This window comes from Burkholderia sp. CCA53 (assembly GCF_001685525.1).
GTDB classification, from domain to species: domain Bacteria; phylum Pseudomonadota; class Gammaproteobacteria; order Burkholderiales; family Burkholderiaceae; genus Burkholderia; species Burkholderia multivorans.
Genome location: NZ_BDDJ01000001.1, coordinates 1,056,879 through 1,077,308 on the forward strand (window position 1 = coordinate 1,056,879; position 20,430 = coordinate 1,077,308).

Consider the following 20,430-nt stretch of genomic DNA (forward strand, 5'->3'; position numbering starts at 1 on the left):
TCAGCAACGCGAAATAGACGGTTTAATCTAGAGAAAGCGGCGTGGAACGAACCGCGTGCGCGGTCGCTGCGGCGCACAAACGAGGCATGAAGGGACGGCAAGCAATACGAGCGGCATGCGGCGACGCCGCCGTCACGGCAAACGTCTGCTACTCCGATTGCGGCAGTTCGGCCGCGCCCATCCGGCGCGCGATGATCGCCGCGCGCTGCGCCTGATACGCGGAGCCGCGGTGCGCGTCGAACCAGCGCGGCTTCGGCAGCATGACCGCGAGGCGCGCGGACTGCCACGCACCGAGACGGCTCGCCGGGATCCGGTAGTAATAGCGCGCGGCGGCCTCCGCGCCGTACACGCCGCGCCCCCATTCGACCGAGTTCAGATAGATCTCGAAGATCCGCTCCTTGTCGAGCAGCGTTTCGAGCATCCACGTGATGATCAGCTCCTGCCCCTTACGGATGTAGCTCTTCTCGCGCGACAGGAACAGGTTGCGCGCGAGCTGCTGCGTGATCGTCGAGCCGCCGGCGACGATCCGGCCGCGCGCCTTGTTCTTCTCCCACGCCTGCAGAATCGCGTCGACGTCGTAGCCGTTGTTGGTCGCGAAGGTAGCGTCCTCGGACGCGATGATCGCGCGCTTCAGGTTGCGCGAGATCTTGTCGTACGGCACCCACTGATGCTGGATCTGCGCGGGCGGCGTGTCGTGCGACAGCCACCACGCGTCGGTACGCATGAACGCGGTCGAACCGGGATTCACGAACGACCACAGTGCGATCTGCACGAAGTAGAACAGTTGCGTCGCGAGCCATGCGGCCGCGAACACCGCGCCCGCGTAAACGATCCAGCGCGTCGGGCTGGCCACGCGCGTGCGTTGCGTACCGGTCACCGCTACCACGTGCCGCTCGCGCCGTTCAGTTCGCCGCGAGCGCGCGGCGCAGCGCGGCCAGCACCGGCGCGCCGTCCGGGCGCACGCCGCGCCACACGAAGAACGATTCGGCGGCCTGCTCGACGAGCATGCCGAGCCCATCCGCCGTGCGCGCACCGAGCGACGCCGCGTGCTGCATGAACACGGTCGGCTGCGCGCCGTACATCATGTCGTACACGAGCGTGCCCGCACCGAACGCGGCCGCGTCGCACTCGGGCAGCGCCGCGTCGAGGCTGCCGGCCGTCGCGTTGACGATCACGTCGTACGGCTGCGCGCGTACTTCGCCGGGCCCGCCGCCCGCGAGCGTGCAGCCCGCGTCGTGCGCGGCCTGCATGAACTGGCTGACCAGCGCTTCGGCCTTGCTCGCCGTGCGGTTCACGATCGTGATCGACAGCGGCGCACGGTCGAGCATCGGCAGCACCACGCCGCGCGCCGCGCCGCCCGCGCCGAGCAGCAGGATGCGCGCGCCCGCGAGCGACACGCCGAGGTTCGACTCGATGTCGCGCACGAGGCCGACGCCGTCCGTGTTGTCGCCGTAGATGCGGCCGTCTGCGTCGAAGCGCAGCGTATTGACCGCGCCGGCCGCCGCCGCACGCGGCGACAGCGTGTCGGCGAGCGCATGCGCGTCGAGCTTGAACGGCACCGTCACGTTCGCGCCGCACCCGCCTTCGGCGATGAAGGCGCGCACGGCCGCCTCGAAGCCGTCGACCGGCGCGAGCCGGTGCGTATAGTCGATCGCCTCGCCCGTCTGCGCGGCGAACTGCGCGTGGATGAACGGCGACTTGCTGTGCGCCACCGGATTGCCGAATACCACGTAGCGGTCGGCACCGCGCGTCGGGGCGGTCGCGCTCACGATGCGCGCTCCTGCTGCGACGCGCCAGCGTCGGCATCGGCGCCCGGCGCTGCGTCGTCCGATTCGGCCAGCGCTTCGGCCTCGGTCTGCGCGGACGCTTCCTGCGCGTCGAGCAGCGTGTCGTCGCCGGCTTCGTCGTCTTCGTCGGCCGCGTCGCCGCTCGTGACGACCGGCGCGTCGAGCACGTGCAGCAGCCGCACCGACGCCTCGATCGTCAGCTCGTCGAGCGCCATTACCTCGAGCAGCACGCGCGTGCCGCGCGCATGGACGCCGAGTGCCGGCACGTGCAGCAGCAGCGGGATTTCCTCGAGGCGCACGAGGTCGCCCTTCACGACGGTCGCGACGACCTGCTTCTTCTGCTCCTGCGCGAGCCAGCGCAGGCACCAGAAATACTCCATCCGCCGTTGATGATCCGCGTAGGCCGTGTAGGTATCGTCGAATCCCTGTACGACCGCGTACAGATCGGCGTCCTTCGGCTTGAACGGCGCGGCCAGCTTCGCGGTCACGCCGTGCTGCACGCAGGCGAGCAGCTGCCACTGGTTGACGAGGTCGACGTAGCGGCGCAGCGGCGACGTGCTCCATGCATACTGCGCGACGCCGAGCCCTTCGTGCGGCGCGGCCGTCGTCTGCATCCGCGTGCGCTTCGGACCCGGCGCGCCGAAGCCGCGCTGCGTCCGGTAGATGCCCGGCACCGTGTGGTCGTGCAGGAACGCGCCCCAGGTCGAATTCGCGAGGATCGCGAGCTCCGACACGATCAGGTCGAGCGGCGAGCCGCGGCGGCGCGGCGTGATCGTCACGTGCTCGCCTTCGACGTAGAAGTTGTAGTCGGTATTGCGCTGTACTTCGCGCTTCAGCCCGTAACCCGCGCGCGCGACCTGGCGTTTCTCGAACAGCGCCTGCGCGAGCGGCCACAGCACCGCGATGTCGTCCTTGTGCGGATAGTCGCCGGTGCCGGCCGCGAGCGACTCTTCGGTCACGAGTTCGTCGAGCGTGTTGTGGCGCAGATTGCTCTTCACGAACACGAGCTCGGCGCGCGTCTCGCTCGCGACGATGTCCTGCGTCTCGCGATTGACGATGATGTAGAGCGACAGCGCCGGGCGATAGTCGCCCTCTTTCAGCGTGAAGACGTCGACGACGTCGTCCGGCAGCATCGTGATCTTGTCGCCCGGCATATAGACGGTCGACAGGCGCGCCCGCGCGATCGCGTCGACCGCGTCGCCGCGCACGATGCCGAGCGCCGGCGCCGCGATGTGCACGCCGACCCGCACGCGGCCGTCGGACAGATGCTCGACCGAGAACGCGTCGTCGATTTCGGTCGTCGTGATGTCGTCGATCGAGAACGCCTGCACGTCCGCGCGCGGCAGGTCGTCGGGCAGGCTGCCGACGGTGACGGGCGGAAAGCCGGTGCCGTGCGGGAAGAATTCCGCGAGAAAGCGCGCTTCGTGCAGCGCCCGCGCCGACGCGATCCCGCCGCAATCGAGCATCAGCCGCGCGGGCGACACGCCGCGCGCGCCGGCCGCCGCCTCGAGCGCCTTGTATTCGATCGAGTTCTTGTCGGGGCGCGTCAGCAGGCCGAGCACCTTGCCGGCGAATGCGTCCGGCAGCTTGCCGGCCTTGAGCTCCTCTTCGTACTGGGCCTGAACGAGGGCCTGCTGGCGCTTGCGCTCGAGCGACGCGAGCGCCATCTTCAGCTGCTCTTCGGGCGCGCGCTGATACTGGCCGCGCCCCTTGCGGCGGAAGTAGACGGGCGCGCCGTGCAGCCGCAGCACCAGCGCCGCGCGTTCGACCGGGCCGTACGTCGCACCGAAGTACTCTTCGGCGAGCGCCGTATACGCGAATTCCTCGGCCGGCGCGCATTCCCACAGGAAATCCAGGTCGATCTGCTGCGCGGCCGCATCGGCCTCCTGCATCAGCTCGCTCGCGGCCGGCTTCTCGAATTCGATCAGCACGTCCTTCGCGCGCACTTTCGCGCGCCGCCCGCCGGGCAACTCGACCTGAAACGCGTCGCCCTGGCGCGACAGCACGCTGCCCGCCTTGAAACTGCCCGATTCCTCGAAGAAAACGTTCACTCAGTACTCTCGTTCAGACTGCCGGACGCCGCGCAGACGGCGCCGCATGATGTTGGGGAATTCGACCGGCTCACGGCCGGTTCATGTCGCTTTTTCGTCGCAAAACGCGAGAACGTCGTCGACATAGTCGGCAAATTCGCTGATGCCGTGATCGCTGCCCTCGATCACGCGCGTTTTCGCGCCGCGGTAGTGGGCGAGCATCTCGCGGTAGTCGAGCACTTCGTCGCCCGTCGCCGCGAACAGATAGTAGCGCTCGGGACGCGTGATCGCCGGCACGCGCAACGCGTCGAGCTCCTGCAGATGGCGGCGTTCGACGACGATCGTGCCACCGCCGTGATACAGCGGCTGTTCGCCGAGATACTGTTCGAGATCGCGCTGCGGCACGATCGCCGGGTTCAGCAGCACGGCTTTCCAGCCGTGCTTTTCGGCGAGCCACGTCGCGTAATAGCCGCCGAGCGAGCTGCCGATCACGGTCACGTCGCGCGCGCCGGCCGCTTCGGCTTCGGCGAGCGCGACCGCCTCGAGCGGCGACACCGACAGCGACGGGCACCGCCATTCGTCCAGGCGCCCGAGCTCGGCCATTCGCGCGGCGAGCAGCCGCGACTTCTGCGACGCGGGCGACGACCGGAAGCCGTGCAGATAGAGGATCACGCACGGCTCCCGAGCGCGTCGAGCAGCTTCTGATGCACGCCGCCGAAGCCGCCGTTGCTCATCACGAGCACGTGGTCGCCGGGACGCGCCGCTTCCGCGACGGCCTTCACGAGCAGATGGAGATCGTCGAACGCGCGCGCCTTGTCGCCGAGCGGCGAAAGCGCGTCGCCGAGATTCCAGCCGAGCGCGTCGCGGCCGCTCGGCGCGCCGTAGCCGAACACGAGATCGGCATCGGCGAGGCTCGCCGGCAGCTGCGCCTTCATCACGCCGAGCTTCATCGTGTTCGAGCGTGGCTCGAGCACCGCGAGAATGCGGCTGTTTTGACGGCCGATGCGTGCGCGAAGCCCGGCGATCGTGGTTTCGATCGCGGTCGGATGGTGCGCGAAGTCGTCGTAGACGGTCACGCCGTCGACGCTGCCGCGCACCTCCATGCGGCGCTTCACGTTGCGAAACGACGCGAGCGACGCGGCGGCCTGGGCCGGCGGCACCCCGACGTGGCGCGCGGCGGCGATCGCCGCGAGCGCGTTCATGCGGTTGTGCTCGCCCTGCACCTGCCATGCGACTTCGCCGACACGCTCGGCATGCGAATAGACCGCGAAGCGCTCGTCGACCGGCACGCCGTCCTCGGCCGGCAGCGCCTGCCAGCCGCCATCGACGCCGAAGCGCTCGACTTCGCTCCAGCAGCCGCGCGCGAGCACGCGCTCGAGCGCATCCGAGCGGCCGTTCGTGACGATCCGGCCGACGCCCGGCACGGTGCGCACGAGATGATGGAATTGCGTCTCGATCGCGGCGAGATCGGGGAAGATGTCGGCGTGATCGAATTCGAGATTGTTCAGCACCGCGGTGCGCGGCCGGTAGTGGACGAACTTCGAGCGCTTGTCGAAGAATGCGGTGTCGTATTCGTCGGCCTCGATCACGAAGAAGCTCGAATCGGTAAGCCGCGCCGACACGCCGAAGTTCAACGGCACGCCGCCGATCAGGAAACCGGGGGCGAGCCCGGCGTCCTCGAGCAGCCACGCGAGCATCGACGACGTCGTGGTCTTGCCGTGCGTGCCCGCGACCGCGAGCACCCACTTGCCGGCGAGCACGTGCTCGCCGAGCCATTGCGGGCCTGACACGTACGGCAGCCCGCGGTCGAGGATCGCCTCCATCAGCGGATTGCCGCGCGTGACGACGTTGCCGATCACGAAGAGATCCGGCTTCAGGTCGATCTGGTCGGCGCCGTAGCCCTCGATCAGCGTGATGCCCTGCGCCTCGAGCTGCGTGCTCATCGGCGGATAGACGCCCGCGTCGCAACCCGTCACCGTATGCCCCGCCGCGCGCGCGAGTACGGCGAGACCGCCCATGAAGGTGCCGCAGATGCCGAGAATGTGGATGTGCATAGATGAATGCTTTCGCGCCGCCTGGCGCCGTCGATTCGGAAAGGATGGTCTGCGTCGCGCCGCACGGGCCGCGTGGCCGGCCGCGCGCGTGCCGAGGCGACGCAAAGAGCGTCATTGTAACTGACGCCCCGTGCGCACCGGGCGCCGGCGCACACCGCGGCACGCGCCGGGCGGCGTGCGGCCGCAGCGCGGTCGGGCGCCGCGGCGATCGAGTATGATTGCCGGATCATGTCTCGCAAACCCCTTGTCGATCCGCGGCGCGTCCGCGAGGAAATCGCCCAGTCCGCCGCGCGCCTGATCGCGGAGGACGGTCTCGACTATGCCGGCGCCAAACGCAAGGCCGCGCGCCAGCTGCTCGGCGACACGCGCGTGGCTGGCGAATGGCTGCCCGATAACGACCTGATCGAGGAAGAACTGCGCGAATACCTGGCGCTGTTCCAGAGCGATACGCAGCCGGACGAGCTGCGGCGCCTGCGCGAAATCGCGCTCGACTGGATGCGCCGGCTCGCCGAATTCAATCCGTACGTGACGGGCGCGGTGCTGAACGGCACCGCGAACGCACATTCGGACATTCATTTGCAGACCTTCACCGACAACCCGAAGGACGTCGCGATCTACCTGCTGAATCAGAACGTGCAGTACGACGTCTCCGAGACGCGGCATTTCGCGGGCCGCGGCGACGTCGAGACGCTGAGCTTCCTGTGGCGCCCGCGGCGCGACATGGACGCGATCGGCATCCACGTCGCGCTCTACGCGAGCGACGACCTGCGCGGCGCGGTCAAGGCCGACGCGCGCGGCCGTGTCGCGCGCGCGGACGCCGCCGCGCTGCGCGCGCTCGTCGGCGCGGGAACCGCGCCTTCCGAACCGGAATGATTGAACGATGATGATGAAACGCATGCTGGCGCTCGCAGTGGTCGCGGCCGCCGCCGTCGCCGGCGGGATCGCCGCCGGCCGCTGGTTCCACGGCAGCACCGACGACGGCGTCGCCGTCGCCGCGGCCGGGCAGGGCAATCCGGTCGAGCAGCTGTGGGCCGCATCGCTCACGGGCGTCGACGGCAAGCCCGCGACGCTCGCGGCCTTCAAGGGCCAGAAGGTCGTCGTGAATTTCTGGGCCTCGTGGTGCGGCCCGTGCGTCGAGGAGATGCCCGAACTCGTCGCGCTGTCGCATCAATACGGGCAGAAGGGCATCCGTTTCGTCGGGATCGGCGTCGATTCCGAGCAGAACGTGAAGAACTTCCTGCAGAAGGTGAAGGTCGACTACCCGGTGTTCGTCAGCGGCTATGCGGGCGCAGATCTGGCCCGTAATTTCGGGAACACGGCCGGCGCTCTACCTTTTACGGTCGTCATCGACGCCACGGGCAAGATCCGCGAGACAAAATTGGGACAAATCCAACCTGCGGAGCTGAAAAAGACGCTCGACGCGTTGTGACGCGTCCGAATCGCGATGTGCAAGTTGACTGCGGTTCGCGCATCGATCGCGGCAGTTTCGCGCGAATTCGCCGACACTTTGCATTGATGCCGGTAATTATTACAGGGCCGGCGCGCGCGGCCGTTCGGCAAAACTAGACAAATTTCTCTAAATAGCGCTAAAGTGCGCGCAATTCCGCAGAATTAGAAGCGACCATGACACGATTGCTGGTGCTGCACGGCCCTAACCTGAACCTTCTCGGCACCCGGGAACCGGAGGTGTACGGCCGCGTCACGCTGGCGCAGATCGATCAGGCGCTGGCCGCGCGTGCGCAGGAAGCGGGGGCCGAACTGTCGTCGTTCCAGAGCAACCACGAAGGCGCGCTCGTCGACCGCATCCAGGCCGCGCGGGAGGAACAGACCGATTTCATCCTGATCAACCCGGCGGCGTATACGCACACGAGCGTCGCGATCCGGGATGCGCTCGCCGGCGTCGGCATTCCGTTCGTCGAGGTACATCTGTCGAACGTGCATCGCCGCGAAGCGTTCAGGCACCACTCCTACTTTTCCGACCAGGCCGAAGGCGTGATCTGCGGGCTGGGCTGGAAAGGCTATCTGTACGCGCTCGAGTACGCGCTGGACAAGCTGCAAGGCGCGTCGCGCGGCTGATTCCGCGATCTGGATTCAGCGCCGGGCTCAACCGGCGCTTTCACGTATTGAAAGGGGAATTCCCGATGGATCTTCGTAAGCTGAAAACTCTGATCGACCTCGTCTCCGAATCGGGCATCTCCGAGCTCGAAGTGACGGAAGGCGAAGGCAAGGTGCGTATCGTCAAGAACGCGCCGCCGGTTTACGTGCAGCCGACGGGCGGGTTTGCCCCGCAGGTCAGCGTCGCCGCATCGGCCGCGCCGACGTCGGCCGAAGCGTCGGCCGCAGCGCCTGCAGCCGCCGCGGCGGCTGCACCGGCACCGGCCGCTCCGCAGGGTCACGTCGTGACCTCGCCGATGGTCGGCACGTTCTATCGTGCGCCGTCGCCGGGCGCGGACCCGTTCGTGCAGGTCGGCGACTCGGTCAAGGAAGGCCAGACGCTCTGCATCATCGAAGCGATGAAGCTGCTCAACGAGATCGAGTCGGACAAGGCCGGCGTGATCAAGGAAATCCTCGTCGAGAACGGCCAGGCCGTCGAATACGGCCAGCCGCTTTTCGTGATCGGCTAAGCCCGCCGCGCGGCCATCCGGCCGCGCGCCGCCGATGCTCTCCAGGCGCCGTTCGCGCGCCCCTCGAAGAGACGAATACTCGCTATGTTTGAAAAAATCCTCATTGCCAACCGCGGTGAAATCGCGCTGCGCATTCAGCGCGCGTGCCGCGAGCTGGGCGTCAAGACGGTGGTCGTCTACTCGGAAGCCGACAAGGAAGCCAAGTACGTGCGCCTCGCGGACGAGGCCGTCTGTATCGGCCCGGCCCCGTCGAACCTGAGCTACCTGAACATGCCGGCGCTGATCAGCGCCGCGGAAGTCACCGACGCCGAAGCGATCCACCCCGGCTACGGCTTCCTGTCCGAGAACGCCGACTTCGCGGAACGCGTCGAACAGTCGGGCTTCACGTTCATCGGCCCGCGTCCGGAAACGATCCGCCTGATGGGCGACAAGGTCACCGCGAAACAGACCATGATCAAGACCGGCGTGCCGTGCGTGCCGGGCTCGGAAGGCGCGTTGCCGGACGATCCGAAGGAGATCGTGAAGATTGCGCGCGCGATCGGCTATCCGGTGATCATCAAGGCCGCAGGCGGCGGCGGCGGTCGCGGGATGCGTGTCGTGCATACCGAAGCTGCGCTCGTCAATGCGGTGAACATGACCCGCGAGGAAGCCGGCCGTGCGTTCGGCAACCCGCAGGTCTACATGGAGAAGTTCCTCGAGAACCCGCGCCACATCGAGATCCAGGTGCTGTCGGACGCGCACAAGAACGCGATCTGGCTCGGCGAGCGCGACTGCTCGATGCAGCGCCGCCACCAGAAGGTGATCGAGGAAGCGCCGGCGCCCGGCATTCCGCGCCGTCTGATCGACCGCATCGGCGATCGCTGCGCGGACGCGTGCAAGAAGATGGGCTACCTCGGCGCCGGCACGTTCGAATTCCTGTACGAAAACGGCGAGTTCTACTTCATCGAAATGAACACGCGCGTGCAGGTCGAGCACCCGGTCTCGGAAATGATCACCGGCGTCGACATCGTGCAGGAGCAGATCCGCATCGCGGCCGGCGAGAAGCTGACGCTGCGCCAGCGCGACATCCAGTTCCGCGGCCACGCGATCGAATGCCGGATCAACGCCGAAGATCCGTTCAAGTTCACGCCGTCGCCGGGCCGGATCACGTCGTGGCATACGCCGGGCGGCCCCGGTGTGCGCGTCGATTCGCACGCCTACAATGGCTATTTCGTGCCGCCGAACTACGATTCGATGATCGGCAAGCTGATCACCTACGGCGCGACGCGCGAGCAGGCGATCCGCCGCATGCGCATCGCGCTGTCGGAGATGGTCGTCGAAGGCATCCAGACGAACATCCCGCTGCACCGCGAACTGATGATCGACTCCAAGTTCGTCGAAGGCGGCACGAGCATCCACTACCTCGAAAACCGGCTCGCGCAGAAGCAGGCCGTCGCACCGGAAGAAGCGTAAGCATGAGCTATCGCGAACTCGTCGTCGAACTGGCCCGCGAGCACGCGGAGGCGCTGTCCGACGCGCTGCTCGAACTCGGCGCGCTGTCGGTATCGGTCGAAGATGCCGATGCCGACACGCCCGACGAACAGCCGCTCTTCGGCGAGCCGGGCCTCGTGCCGGAGCGCACCGCGTGGCAGCACTCGCGCGTGATCGCGCTGCTGTCGCCCGACCACGAGCCGGCCGTGCTGCTCGCGGCCGCCGCGAACGAGATCGGCCTCGATGCCACGCCGACGTTCGACGTGCGCGAAGTCGAGGAACAGGACTGGGTGCGGCTCACGCAGTCGCAGTTCGAGCCGATCCCGATCGGCGAACGGATCTGGGTCGTGCCGTCGTGGCACGACGCCCCCGATCCCGACGCGCTCGTGCTCGAGCTCGATCCGGGCCTCGCGTTCGGCACGGGCAGTCACCCGACCACGCGCCTGTGCATGGAATGGCTCGAGCAGTCGGTGCAGCCGGGCCAGTCGGTGCTCGATTATGGCTGCGGCTCGGGCATCCTCGCGATCCTCGCGAAGAAATGCGGGGCGAACCCCGTCGTCGGCATCGACATCGATCCGCAAGCCGTCGAATCGGCGCGTCAGAACAGCGAACGCAACCGCGCGGAAGTCACGTACGGGCTGCCGGACGCGTGCCCGGCCGGCGAGTTCGACATCGTCGTCGCGAACATCCTGTCGAATCCGCTGAAGCTGATGGCGTCGATGCTCGCTTCGAAAGTGAAACCGGGCGGGCGCATCGCGCTGTCGGGCGTGCTCGCGCGTCAGGCCGACGAAGTCGCGGCCGTGTATGCGCGTTACGTCGACATCTCGGTCTGGCGCGAACACGAAGGTTGGGTCTGCCTCGCCGGAACGCGGCGGGAAAGCCATTAGAATAGCGCTGTCCTTCACTCTGGCCAGCAGGCCGCCCGGCTCGACATGTTTCTTGCGACGCGCTGCCCTCATTGCGAAACCGTCTTCCGGCTGCAGCCGGAACAGCTGTCGCTGCATCAAGGGCTCGTGCGTTGCGGACACTGCCGGCAAGTCTTCAATGCCGCGCAATCGCTCGTGCCCGAGCACGCGCAGCCGCCCGCATCGCCCGCCTCCAAGCCGACGTCGCCCGAACTGAAGCCGAGCGACGCTGAGCGGCCGACGAACCTTCGCGATATCGACGATGCCGGCAATGCCGCGCATGCAGACGCACCGCCGCGGCTGTTCGCCGATGCGCCGCGCGACGTGCCGCCAAGCGCCGACTACAAGCCCGAAGGCTGGGACATGTGGGCGCCGTGGCTCGACGGCAGCATCGATCCGGCGTTGCAGCACAACGGGAAAACGGTCCGGATCGAACCGCTGGTGCCGGTCGCGCTGCCGTCGATCGAAGCGGGCGTCGTTCGTCTGACAGGCACGCCCGAGCGGACGCCGCACGCGCGTGAAGCCGACGCTGCGTCGCGTGCCGGCGATGCGCACGACCCGCTCTCGGCTTCCTCTACTTCGCCGCACGAAACGGACGCTGCGTTGCCGCCAATTGCGGCATCCGCTGCATCGACCGAAACCGACGCAACGCTGCCGCCGCTCACTGCATCCGCCGACGCACCCGCGGCGGTGCCGCCCTTCCCGCCCTCTGCCGACACCGACGCACGCGAACCGCGCTTCATCGCGCCCGTGCCGACCGACGCCGGCAACGACGCCGACGAACCGGCCCGCCCGCCGCACTTCGCAATGCCGGACGATATCGACGCACCGCGCGAGCCGCGTTTCGCAGCCGCAACGGCACCGGCGACAGCGGCCTTCGCTACCGCCGATACGCGCGCACCGGCCGACGAACCGTTCGCCGCGGTGCCGTCCGACGACGATCATCCGCCGTTCGCGGTCACACGCGAAGCGCGCGAGCCGCAGCGTCGCGGGGTGCTCGGCGGCTTCGTGGGCGGGCTCGTCGCAGCCGCGCTCGCGGTGCTGCTCGTCGCGCAGCTCGCGTGGTGGCAGCGCGAACCGCTGATGATTCATTGGCCGGCGGCGCAAGGCTGGTTCCGCCAACTGTGCGCGCCGCTCGGCTGCACGGTCGCGCCGCCGCGCGCGATCGACGGGCTGCGGCTCGATGCAACCGATCTGCGCCAGCTCGACGGCCCGCGCGTGCTCGAACTGAAGGCGCCGCTGACGAACCGCTACCGTGTCGCGCTCGCCTATCCGTCGCTCGAGCTGACGCTGCTCGACGACAGCAATCGCGTCACCGTGCGCCGCGTGCTCGCGCCGCGCGAGTACGTGCGCCCCGGTACGCCGATCGACGCCGGGCTGCCGCCCGGCACGACGCAGACGATGATCGTCCGCCTCGACACGAACGGCGCACCCGCATCGAATTTCCGCGTCCAGATCTTCTATCCGTGACGCACCGCGGCGCGCGCACGCGCGCCCGTCTCAACCCGCGCGCCCGAGCGGCGCGCTATTTCGGAGCACGAACATGAGCAAAGTTACGCTGGGTGGCAACCCGATCGATCTCGCCGGCACGTTCCCGACCGTCGGTTCGCAGGCCCCCGACTTCAAGCTGGTCGGCAAGGACCTCGCCGATCTGACGCTCGCCAGCTTCGCCGGCAAGCGCAAGGTGCTGAACATCGTGCCGAGCCTCGACACGCCGACCTGCGCGACGTCGACCCGCAAGTTCAACGAAGCTGCGTCGTCGCTGGACAACACGGTCGTGATCGTCGTGTCGGCCGACCTGCCGTTCGCGGCATCGCGCTTCTGCACGACCGAAGGCCTCGAGAACGTCGTGACGGCGTCGACGTTCCGCACCGGCCGCGCATTCGCGAACGCATACGGCGTCGACGTGACGAGCGGCCCGCTGAACGGCCTGACGGCGCGCGCGGTTGTCGTGCTCGACGCGCAGGACAAGGTGATCCACGCGCAACTCGTCAGCGAGATCAAGGACGAGCCGAACTACGACGCAGCGCTCGCCGCACTGAAGTAATCCGCCGCCGCCCGGCCCGCGCCGGCCGGGCGGCCGCCTCCCTTTGCTCTCTACAGGAACGCACGCCTTGACTACGCTGATTTGCGGCTCGCTCGCCTACGACAACATCATGACTTTCGAGGGCCGGTTTCGCGAGCACATCCTGCCCGACCAGGTTCACCTGCTGAACGTGAGCTTCCTCGTGCCGACGATGCGACGCGAATTCGGCGGCTGCGCGGGCAATATCGCCTACGCGCTGCACATGCTCGGCGGCGACGCGCGCATCATGGCGACGGTCGGCGCGAACGATGCCGATCGCTATCTCGAGCGGCTCGACAGCCTCGGCCTGTCGAAGGCGAACGTGCGCGTGGTGCCCGATGCGCATACCGCGCAGGCGATGATCACGACCGATCTCGACAACAACCAGATCACGGCTTTCCACCCGGGCGCGATGATGCTGTCGCACCTGAACCGCGCGGACGAAGTGCCGGGCGTGAAGCTCGGCATCGTCGCACCGGACGGCTTCGACGGGATGGTCCAGCACGCCGAGCAGTTCGCGAAGGCCGGGATCCCGTTCATCTTCGATCCGGGCCAGGGCCTGCCGCTGTTCGACGGCGCGACGCTGCGCCGCATCATTGAACTCGCGACGTTCGTCGCAGTCAACGACTACGAAGGCAAGCTCGTCAGCGACAAGACGGGCTGGTCCGAACAGGAAATCGCCAGCCGGGTTCAGGCGTTGATCATCACGCGCGGCGAGCACGGCTCTACCATTCTTCACAAAAACGGCGAAGAACAGATTCCCGTCGTGCGCGCCGAGCGCGTCGTCGACCCGACCGGCTGCGGCGATGCCTTCCGGGGCGGGCTTCTCTACGGGATCGAAAACGGCCTCGACTGGGCAACCACGGGCCGCCTCGCAAGCCTGATGGGCTCGCTGAAGATCGCTTACCAGGGGCCCCAGACTTACGTACTGACGCGCGCCGAAATCGACGCGCGCTTCGAGGCTGCGTTCGGTTACAGTCTCAAATGAATATTGTTGGAGAGCAAAGATGCTGACGAAAAAAACCCTCACGCTCGCGGCCATGGTCACCGCCACGGTGACGCTCGCCGGCTGCTTCACGCCGCCCGGCTCGGCGGACGTCTATAGCGTCGGCCAGGCGCAGCGCGAACAGACGGTCCGCATGGGCACCGTCGAAAGCGTTCGCGCGGTGCGCATCCAGTCCGACGGCGGCGGCAGCGCGATCGGCACGCTGGGCGGCGGCGCGCTCGGCGCCGTGGCCGGCAGCGCGATCGGCGGCGGCCGGGGGTCGATCCTGACGGCCATCGCAGGCGGCCTCGCGGGCGCGGTCGCGGGCAATGCGATCGGCGAAAACATGAGCACCGCGAACGGCGTCGAAATCACGGTGCGCCTCGACAACGGCGATCTGCGCTCGATCACGCAGGCCGCGACCGGCGAAGTGTTCCGTGCCGGCGAACGCGTGCGTCTGTTGTCGAGCGGCGGCGTCACGCGCGTCACGCACTAACGAGTACCTCAGCGCGCGGCGCGAGCCGCGGTCGAACGCATGTGCGAGGCTGCACATGCGTTTTTTTTCGTCCGTACGCGACGGGCGCCGCACACGGATGAAAACGCGGACGAAAAAAATCCCGCCACCTGAACCAGATGGCGGGACCGATTGAGTAGCGCTACTCAACCCACGGACACGACGGAGGTGTCCGGGTGGTGCTCGTCAACCGCGATTACGGACGGCTGCCGGTCGGGAACGGCCATGCCGCTGCCGGGTTGAGCGCCGTCTTCACGCCCGATGCCGGTGCGACCGATGCCGTCGATGCCGTCGTTGCCGGTGCGGCCTTCTTCACCACAGCCTTCTTCGGCGCAGCAGCCTTCTTCGCCGGCGCGGCCTTCTTCGCGGGCGCAGCCTTCTTCGCTGCAGCCTTCTTCGCCGGTGCCGCCTTCTTGGCAGCAGCCTTCTTCGCCGGTGCGGCCTTCTTCGCCGCTACCTTCTTCGTCGCGACCTTCTTGGCTGCAACCTTCTTCGCTGCGGCCTTCTTCGCCGGTGCCGCCTTCTTCGCGGCGACCTTCTTCGTCGCGACCTTCTTGGCTGCAACCTTCTTCGTTGCGACCTTCTTCGCAGCGGTCTTCTTCGCCGGTGCTGCCTTCTTCGCTGCAACCTTCTTGGCAGCGGCCTTCTTCGCCGGCGCTGCCTTCTTCGCGGCAACCTTCTTCACCGCGACCTTCTTCGCAGCAACCTTCTTCACTGCAGCGGCCTTCTTCGCCGGTGCTGCAGCCTTCTTCGCAACGGTCTTCTTCGCAGCAGCCTTCTTGGCAGCCGGTTTCTTCTTGGCAGTAGCCATGTTGTTCTCCTTCAGGTTCAGATGAGAGTCAGTTCAAACTACACCCTTCGTCAAAACCCGCTTCCCGCGGACGCTGTTCAGCACGTGCGCTTCGAAGCGGGCTATTCATCGGCGTACGCGGATACCGCACGCTTACGCTAATGAATACGGTATGGCGCGCGAAGCCACCCGGCTTCGCGCGCCAAATCAAGTCGGCAGCCGGCACACGTCGCGCCGCTGCCCCTAATCGCTTGATCAAGCGAACGACCACACGGCCGTCCGCTTTTTCCGGAGGGAAGTTTGCCCATCCCACTGAAGGGTTCGCAAAGTGCCTGTCGTGTCGTTGGGCCTTTAAGGCACCGGGCATGCTTTGCATCAGGCGTTCTTGCTCCTAAACCTTGGGCCGGCGCCGAGAGGCCGCCGGCTGCTCCATCATGTGACGGGTTCGCTGCTGCGGGTTACTCCCAGGACAGCGCGCCTCCCGTTTGATACTCGATCACACGCGTCTCGAAGAAGTTGCGTTCCTTCTTCAGGTCGATCATCTCGCTCATCCACGGGAACGGGTTTTCCTCGTTCGGGAACAGCGGATCGAGGCCGATCTGCTGGCAACGACGGTTGCAGATGAAGCGCAGATAGCTCTTGAACATCGACGCGTTCAGGCCCAGCACGCCGCGCGGCATCGTGTCCTCGGCGTAACGGTATTCGAGTTCGACAGCCTGCTTGAACAGCTCGCGGATCTCCGCACGGAACTCGGCCGTCCACAGGTGCGGGTTTTCGAGCTTGATCTGGTTGATCAGATCGATGCCGAAATTGCAGTGCATCGACTCGTCGCGCAGGATGTACTGATATTGCTCCGCAGCACCCGTCATCTTGTTCTGGCGGCCGAGCGCGAGGATCTGCGTGAACCCGACATAGAAGAACAGGCCTTCCATGATGCAGGCGAACACGATCAGCGACTTCAGCAGCTTCTGATCCGCTTCGAGCGTGCCGGTCTTGAAGGCCGGGTCCGTCAGCGTATGGATGAACGGGATCAGGAATTCGTCTTTCGCGCGGATCGACGGGACTTCGTGGTACGCGTTGAAGATCTCGCCTTCGTCGAGCCCGAGCGACTCGACGATGTATTGATACGCGTGCGTGTGGATCGCCTCTTCGAATGCCTGGCGCAGCAGGAACTGGCGGCACTCCGGTGCGGTGATGTGGCGGTACGTGCCGAGCACGATGTTGTTCGCGGCGAGCGAGTCGGCCGTGACGAAGAAGCCGAGGTTGCGCTTGACGATGCGGCGCTCGTCTTCGGTCAGTCCGTTCGGATCCTTCCACAGCGCGATGTCGCGGGACATGTTGATTTCCTGCGGCATCCAGTGGTTCGCGCAACCGGCCAGATACTTCTCCCACGCCCACTTGTACTTGAACGGCACCAGCTGATTGACGTCAGTCTGGCCGTTGATGATGCGCTTGTCGGCGACATTGACCCGCGCTTCGGAACCGCCGGCGGGAACAGCCGATGCTTGCGGCGGCACCGCAAGATCGCCTTCGAAAATGTCACGGACCTGATGGGCGGCAGGCGACGCAGCCTGCATTCCGACAGCCGTCCCCGCGGAGGTGCGCATCGCGTTTTGCTGCGCTCCGCTCGCGGGAGTTACGGCGGTCATCTCGTCATCCCAGTTGAGCATAAATTCTCACCATCAATTTAGAACGGTTTGTACCATCTTTTCCTGAGCGATAAAAGGGTTCGCTCACGAAAAATCCTTTTTTCGATTCGCGTTGCGACCTCGATACAACACTTTGAGCAACGCATCGTCGATCATGCAGTGCGCGACCTGTGTCGCACATCGTTTGCGAGGTGCACTCGACGCATCGAACGCTGATCGAAACGTGACGTCGTCGGGGATGTCTCGATCGTTCGTCGTTGCCTGCAACGCAGATGTCGCGTTACAGATTCCTTATCATTTTTTTAGTAGAGAGCGGCGCGCACTTCAACCTGGATCGCTCGTCGTGCGCGCCGCCCGCAGTCTCTTCGACTCAGGCGTGCAGCGTTACTGGCACGCTTCGCATTCGTCGAAGCCAGGGTCGCCAGGACGCATCGTGCACACCGGACCTTCCGCCTCGACCGGCGCGAGCGCCGCTGCATCGAGCGCGCCCGACGACACATCGCCGCCCGCCGCACCGAAGCCGCCCGCTGCGCCCTGCGCGCCGCCTGCCGCGCCGCCGCCGCTCGTCGGCACCGCGTTCAGCGCGCCGTGTGCGACCGTCGACTTCTCGACGTGCGTCGCCGCCATCGTGCGCAGGTAGTAGGTCGTCTTCAGGCCGCGCAGCCACGCGAGTTTGTAGACCTCGTCGAGCTTCTTGCCCGATGCGCCGGCCATGTAGATGTTCAGCGACTGCGCCTGGTCGATCCACTTCTGGCGACGCGACGCGGCCTCCACCAGCCACTTCGGATCGACCTCGAACGCGGTCGCGTAGATCGCGCGCAGGTCGGCCGGGATGCGGTCGATGCGCGACAGCATGCCGTCGAAGTACTTCAGGTCGGCGACCATCACTTCGTCCCACAGGCCGCGCTCCTTCAGGTCGCGCACGAGGTACTCGTTGACGACCGTGAACTCGCCCGACAGGTTCGACTTCACGTACAGGTTCTGGAAGGTCGGCTCGATGCACGCCGACACGCCGATGATGTTCGAGATCGTCGCCGTCGGCGCGATCGCGACGCAGTTCGAGTTGCGCATCCCGTGCGTCGCGATCCGTGCACGCAGCGTGGCCCAGTCGAGCGATTCCGACGAGTCGACCTCGACGTAGCCGCCGCGCGCTTCGGCCAGCAGCTTCAGCGTGTCCTGCGGCAGGATGCCGCGATCCCACAGCGAGCCGCGGTAGCTCGAGTAGCGGCCGCGCTCCTCGGCCAGCTCGGTCGACGCGTAGTAGGCGTAGTAGCAGACCGCTTCCATCGAGCGATCGGCGAACTCGACCGCCGCTTCCGACGCGTACGGCGTGCGCAGCAGGTGCAGGCAGTCCTGGAAGCCCATGATGCCGAGGCCGACCGGACGGTGCTTCAGGTTCGAGTTACGCGCCTTCGGCACCGCGTAGTAGTTGATGTCGATCACGTTGTCGAGCATGCGCATCGCGACGCTGATCGTGCGCTTCAGCTTGTCGTGGTCGAGCGCGTAGGTGCCGTCCGGCTGCTTGACGAGGTGCGCGACGAGGTTCACCGAGCCGAGGTTGCAGACCGCGATTTCGGTGTCGCTCGTGTTCAGCGTGATTTCGGTGCACAGGTTCGACGAGTGGACGACGCCGACGTGCTGCTGCGGCGAGCGCACGTTGCACGGATCCTTGAACGTGATCCACGGATGGCCCGTCTCGAACAGCATGCCGAGCATCTTGCGCCACAGCTGCTGCGCCGGAATCTTCTTGAACAGCTTGATCTCGCCGCGCGCGACTTTCTCTTCGTAAGCCGTGTAAGCCGCCTCGAAGTCCGCGCCGAACTTGTCGTGGAGATCCGGGCAGGTCGACGGCGAGAACAGCGTCCACTCGCCGCCTTCCATCACGCGCTTCATGAACAGGTCCGGAATCCAGTTCGCCGTGTTCATGTCGTGCGTACGGCGACGGTCGTCGCCCGTGTTCTTGCGCAGCTCGAGGAATTCCTCGATGTCGAGGTGCCACGATTCGAGGTACGCGCAGACCGCGCCCTTGCGCTTGCCGCCCTGGTTCACCGCGACGGCCGTGTCGTTGACGACCTTCAGGAACGGCACGACGCCCTGCGACTTGCCGTTCGTGCCCTTGATATGCGAGCCGAGTGCGCGCACGCGCGTCCAGTCGTTGCCGAGGCCGCCGGCGAACTTCGACAGCAGCGCGTTTTCCTTCAGCGCTTCATAGATGCCGTCGAGGTCGTCCGCGACCGTCGTCAGATAGCACGACGACAGCTGCGAGCGGTGCGTGCCCGAGTTGAACAGCGTCGGCGTCGAGCTCATGAAGTCGAAGCTCGACAGCACGTTGTAGAACTCGATCGCACGCGCTTCGCGGTCGATCTCGTTCAGCGACAGGCCCATCGCGACGCGCATGAAGAACGCCTGCGGCATTTCGATGCGCGTGCCGTCGACGTGCAGGAAGTAGCGGTCGTACAGCGTCTGCAGGCCGAGGTAGCCGAACTGCAGGTCGCGGCTCGCGTCGAGCGCTTCGCCGAGGCGCTTCAGGTCGAACTGCAGCAGCTTGTCGTCGAGCAGGCCGGCTTCGACGCCGCGCTTCAGGAACTGCGGGAAATACTCGGCGTAGCGCGTCGACATGTCGGCCTGCACGACTTCCTCGCCGAGGATCTCGCGGCGGATCGTGTGCAGCAGGATGCGGGCCGTGACCTGGCTGTATGCCGGATCCTTCTCGATCATCGTGCGCGCAGCGAGGATCGCCGAGTCGTAGACCTGGCTCATCGGCACGCCGTCGTACAGGTTCTTCACCGTCTCCGCGACGATCGGATCAGGGTTAACCGCAGCGCCGAGGCCGTCGCATGCCGACACGATCAGCGCGCGCAGCGCGTTCATGTCGAGCGGACGCGTGACACCGTTGTCGACGACGTTGATGCCGCCCGTCGTCTCGCGCACCGCCGCCGTTTCCTCGCCCGCATGCTGGCGCTCGAGGTGACGCTTCTCGCGATACAGCACGTACGCGCGCGCGACGTTGTGCTCGCCGCCGCGCATCAGCGCGAGCTCGACCTGATCCTGGATGTCTTCGATATGGAACGTTCCGCCGTTCGGGCGGCTGCGCACGAGCGCGCGCACGACGTTGCGCGTGAGCTGGTCGACGAGCTCGCGCACGCGCGCGGACGCGGCGCCCTGCCCGCCGTTGACGGCCAGGAAAGCCTTGGTCACCGCGATCGCGATCTTCGACGGCTCGAACGCCACCACGCTGCCGTTGCGGCGGATCACCTTGTAGTCGGCGAACGTTGCCTGCGGCGCGAGCGCCGGCGCGCCTTGTTCGGCCCCGCCGAGAGGACGGCTCGATGCGCTCTCGTACTGGGACGTCGCGTTGTCGGTGGTTTGCATGTGCAAAGCTCCTGGTGTTGGATGGTGCGGAGAGAACCGCGGATTAAAACGAACGCTGCGCGATGCGGTGCGCAAGCGGTAAGAGGCGAGCGATGCGTCGGGGAAGCCGGTTCCGTCGATGCGCGACAACCGGTTCGGTCGTGTGCTTCGTCATGTCTACCCTACCCGCGATGTTCGCTGCGCTG

The 20,430-nt window shown here is 66.6% G+C and carries 19 protein-coding genes; 10 read left to right on the top strand and 9 right to left on the bottom strand.

Features of this window, described 5'->3' with window-relative positions; translation table 11 throughout:
* Positions 1-148: 148 nt before the first annotated feature.
* The 5 genes from mtgA to mpl all read right to left on the bottom strand — a co-directional run bounded on the left by mtgA (position 149) and on the right by mpl (position 5,976).
* Positions 149-886, bottom strand: coding sequence for a monofunctional biosynthetic peptidoglycan transglycosylase (gene mtgA, locus BCR55_RS04880; protein ID WP_065494261.1), 738 nt, complete (start codon positions 884-886; stop codon positions 149-151).
* Between the two features lie 16 nt (positions 887-902).
* The gene (gene aroE, locus BCR55_RS04885; protein ID WP_065494262.1) at positions 903-1,769 is read right to left on the bottom strand and encodes a shikimate dehydrogenase; all 867 of its coding nucleotides are present in this window, start codon (positions 1,767-1,769) and stop codon (positions 903-905) included.
* Positions 1,766-3,838 carry a ribonuclease catalytic domain-containing protein gene (locus BCR55_RS04890; RefSeq protein ID WP_006400388.1) on the bottom strand — a complete coding sequence of 691 codons (2,073 nt, stop codon included), beginning with the start codon at positions 3,836-3,838 and terminating at the stop codon, positions 1,766-1,768. The genes aroE and BCR55_RS04890 overlap by 4 nt, the downstream gene beginning before the upstream one ends.
* A gap of 81 nt (positions 3,839-3,919) precedes the next feature.
* Positions 3,920-4,489, bottom strand: coding sequence for a YqiA/YcfP family alpha/beta fold hydrolase (locus BCR55_RS04895; RefSeq protein ID WP_006412030.1), 570 nt, complete (start codon positions 4,487-4,489; stop codon positions 3,920-3,922).
* Positions 4,486-5,976, bottom strand: a complete 1,491-nt coding sequence (mpl, locus tag BCR55_RS04900; RefSeq protein ID WP_006412032.1) for a UDP-N-acetylmuramate:L-alanyl-gamma-D-glutamyl-meso-diaminopimelate ligase — start codon at positions 5,974-5,976, stop codon at positions 4,486-4,488. The genes BCR55_RS04895 and mpl overlap by 4 nt, the downstream gene beginning before the upstream one ends.
* 123 nt (positions 5,977-6,099) lie before the next feature.
* On the opposite strand from mpl, the gene BCR55_RS04905 reads away from it, so the two are divergent.
* The 10 genes from BCR55_RS04905 to BCR55_RS04950 all read left to right on the top strand — a co-directional run bounded on the left by BCR55_RS04905 (position 6,100) and on the right by BCR55_RS04950 (position 14,416).
* Entirely contained in the window at positions 6,100-6,744 is a 645-nt protein-coding gene (locus BCR55_RS04905; protein ID WP_006407610.1) for a hypothetical protein, read from the top strand.
* Between the two features lie 7 nt (positions 6,745-6,751).
* On the top strand, positions 6,752-7,300 hold the full coding sequence (locus tag BCR55_RS04910; RefSeq protein WP_065494263.1) for a TlpA disulfide reductase family protein: 549 nt from the start codon (positions 6,752-6,754) through the stop codon (positions 7,298-7,300).
* Positions 7,301-7,494: 194 nt separating this feature from the next.
* Positions 7,495-7,947 (top strand): type II 3-dehydroquinate dehydratase, encoded by a 453-nt coding sequence (aroQ, locus tag BCR55_RS04915; protein WP_006400394.1) that lies wholly within the window; start codon positions 7,495-7,497, stop codon positions 7,945-7,947.
* Positions 7,948-8,012: 65 nt separating this feature from the next.
* Positions 8,013-8,495 carry an acetyl-CoA carboxylase biotin carboxyl carrier protein gene (gene accB / locus BCR55_RS04920; RefSeq protein WP_006400395.1) on the top strand — a complete coding sequence of 161 codons (483 nt, stop codon included), beginning with the start codon at positions 8,013-8,015 and terminating at the stop codon, positions 8,493-8,495.
* Between the two features lie 84 nt (positions 8,496-8,579).
* Positions 8,580-9,947: an acetyl-CoA carboxylase biotin carboxylase subunit gene (gene accC, locus BCR55_RS04925; RefSeq protein WP_006407612.1), complete on the top strand. Its 1,368-nt coding sequence runs from the start codon at positions 8,580-8,582 to the stop codon at positions 9,945-9,947.
* 2 nt (positions 9,948-9,949) lie between these two features.
* Complete coding sequence (prmA, locus tag BCR55_RS04930) at positions 9,950-10,852, top strand: 50S ribosomal protein L11 methyltransferase (protein WP_006407613.1); 903 nt, start codon at positions 9,950-9,952, stop codon at positions 10,850-10,852.
* 45 nt (positions 10,853-10,897) lie between these two features.
* The gene (locus tag BCR55_RS04935) at positions 10,898-12,340 is read left to right on the top strand and encodes a zinc-ribbon and DUF3426 domain-containing protein (RefSeq protein WP_065494264.1); all 1,443 of its coding nucleotides are present in this window, start codon (positions 10,898-10,900) and stop codon (positions 12,338-12,340) included.
* 73 nt (positions 12,341-12,413) lie between these two features.
* Positions 12,414-12,917, top strand: coding sequence for a thiol peroxidase (gene tpx, locus BCR55_RS04940; RefSeq protein WP_006400399.1), 504 nt, complete (start codon positions 12,414-12,416; stop codon positions 12,915-12,917).
* A 67-nt stretch (positions 12,918-12,984) separates the two neighbouring features.
* Positions 12,985-13,923, top strand: coding sequence for a carbohydrate kinase family protein (locus BCR55_RS04945; protein WP_006407615.1), 939 nt, complete (start codon positions 12,985-12,987; stop codon positions 13,921-13,923).
* Positions 13,924-13,942: 19 nt separating this feature from the next.
* Positions 13,943-14,416 (top strand): glycine zipper 2TM domain-containing protein, encoded by a 474-nt coding sequence (locus tag BCR55_RS04950; RefSeq protein WP_006400401.1) that lies wholly within the window; start codon positions 13,943-13,945, stop codon positions 14,414-14,416.
* Between the two features lie 214 nt (positions 14,417-14,630).
* Here BCR55_RS04950 and BCR55_RS04955 read toward each other — a convergent pair whose 3' ends face one another.
* From BCR55_RS04955 to BCR55_RS04965, 4 genes are all read right to left on the bottom strand, one after another.
* The gene (locus BCR55_RS04955) at positions 14,631-15,245 is read right to left on the bottom strand and encodes a histone H1-like DNA-binding protein (protein ID WP_053297657.1); all 615 of its coding nucleotides are present in this window, start codon (positions 15,243-15,245) and stop codon (positions 14,631-14,633) included.
* A 28-nt stretch (positions 15,246-15,273) separates the two neighbouring features.
* Positions 15,274-15,600 carry a hypothetical protein gene (locus tag BCR55_RS30185; protein ID WP_080559141.1) on the bottom strand — a complete coding sequence of 109 codons (327 nt, stop codon included), beginning with the start codon at positions 15,598-15,600 and terminating at the stop codon, positions 15,274-15,276.
* 82 nt (positions 15,601-15,682) lie between these two features.
* Positions 15,683-16,894, bottom strand: coding sequence for a ribonucleotide-diphosphate reductase subunit beta (locus BCR55_RS04960; RefSeq protein WP_035489625.1), 1,212 nt, complete (start codon positions 16,892-16,894; stop codon positions 15,683-15,685).
* 363 nt (positions 16,895-17,257) lie between these two features.
* Positions 17,258-20,245 (bottom strand): ribonucleoside-diphosphate reductase subunit alpha, encoded by a 2,988-nt coding sequence (locus BCR55_RS04965; RefSeq protein ID WP_006407618.1) that lies wholly within the window; start codon positions 20,243-20,245, stop codon positions 17,258-17,260.
* Positions 20,246-20,430: the final 185 nt, after the last annotated feature.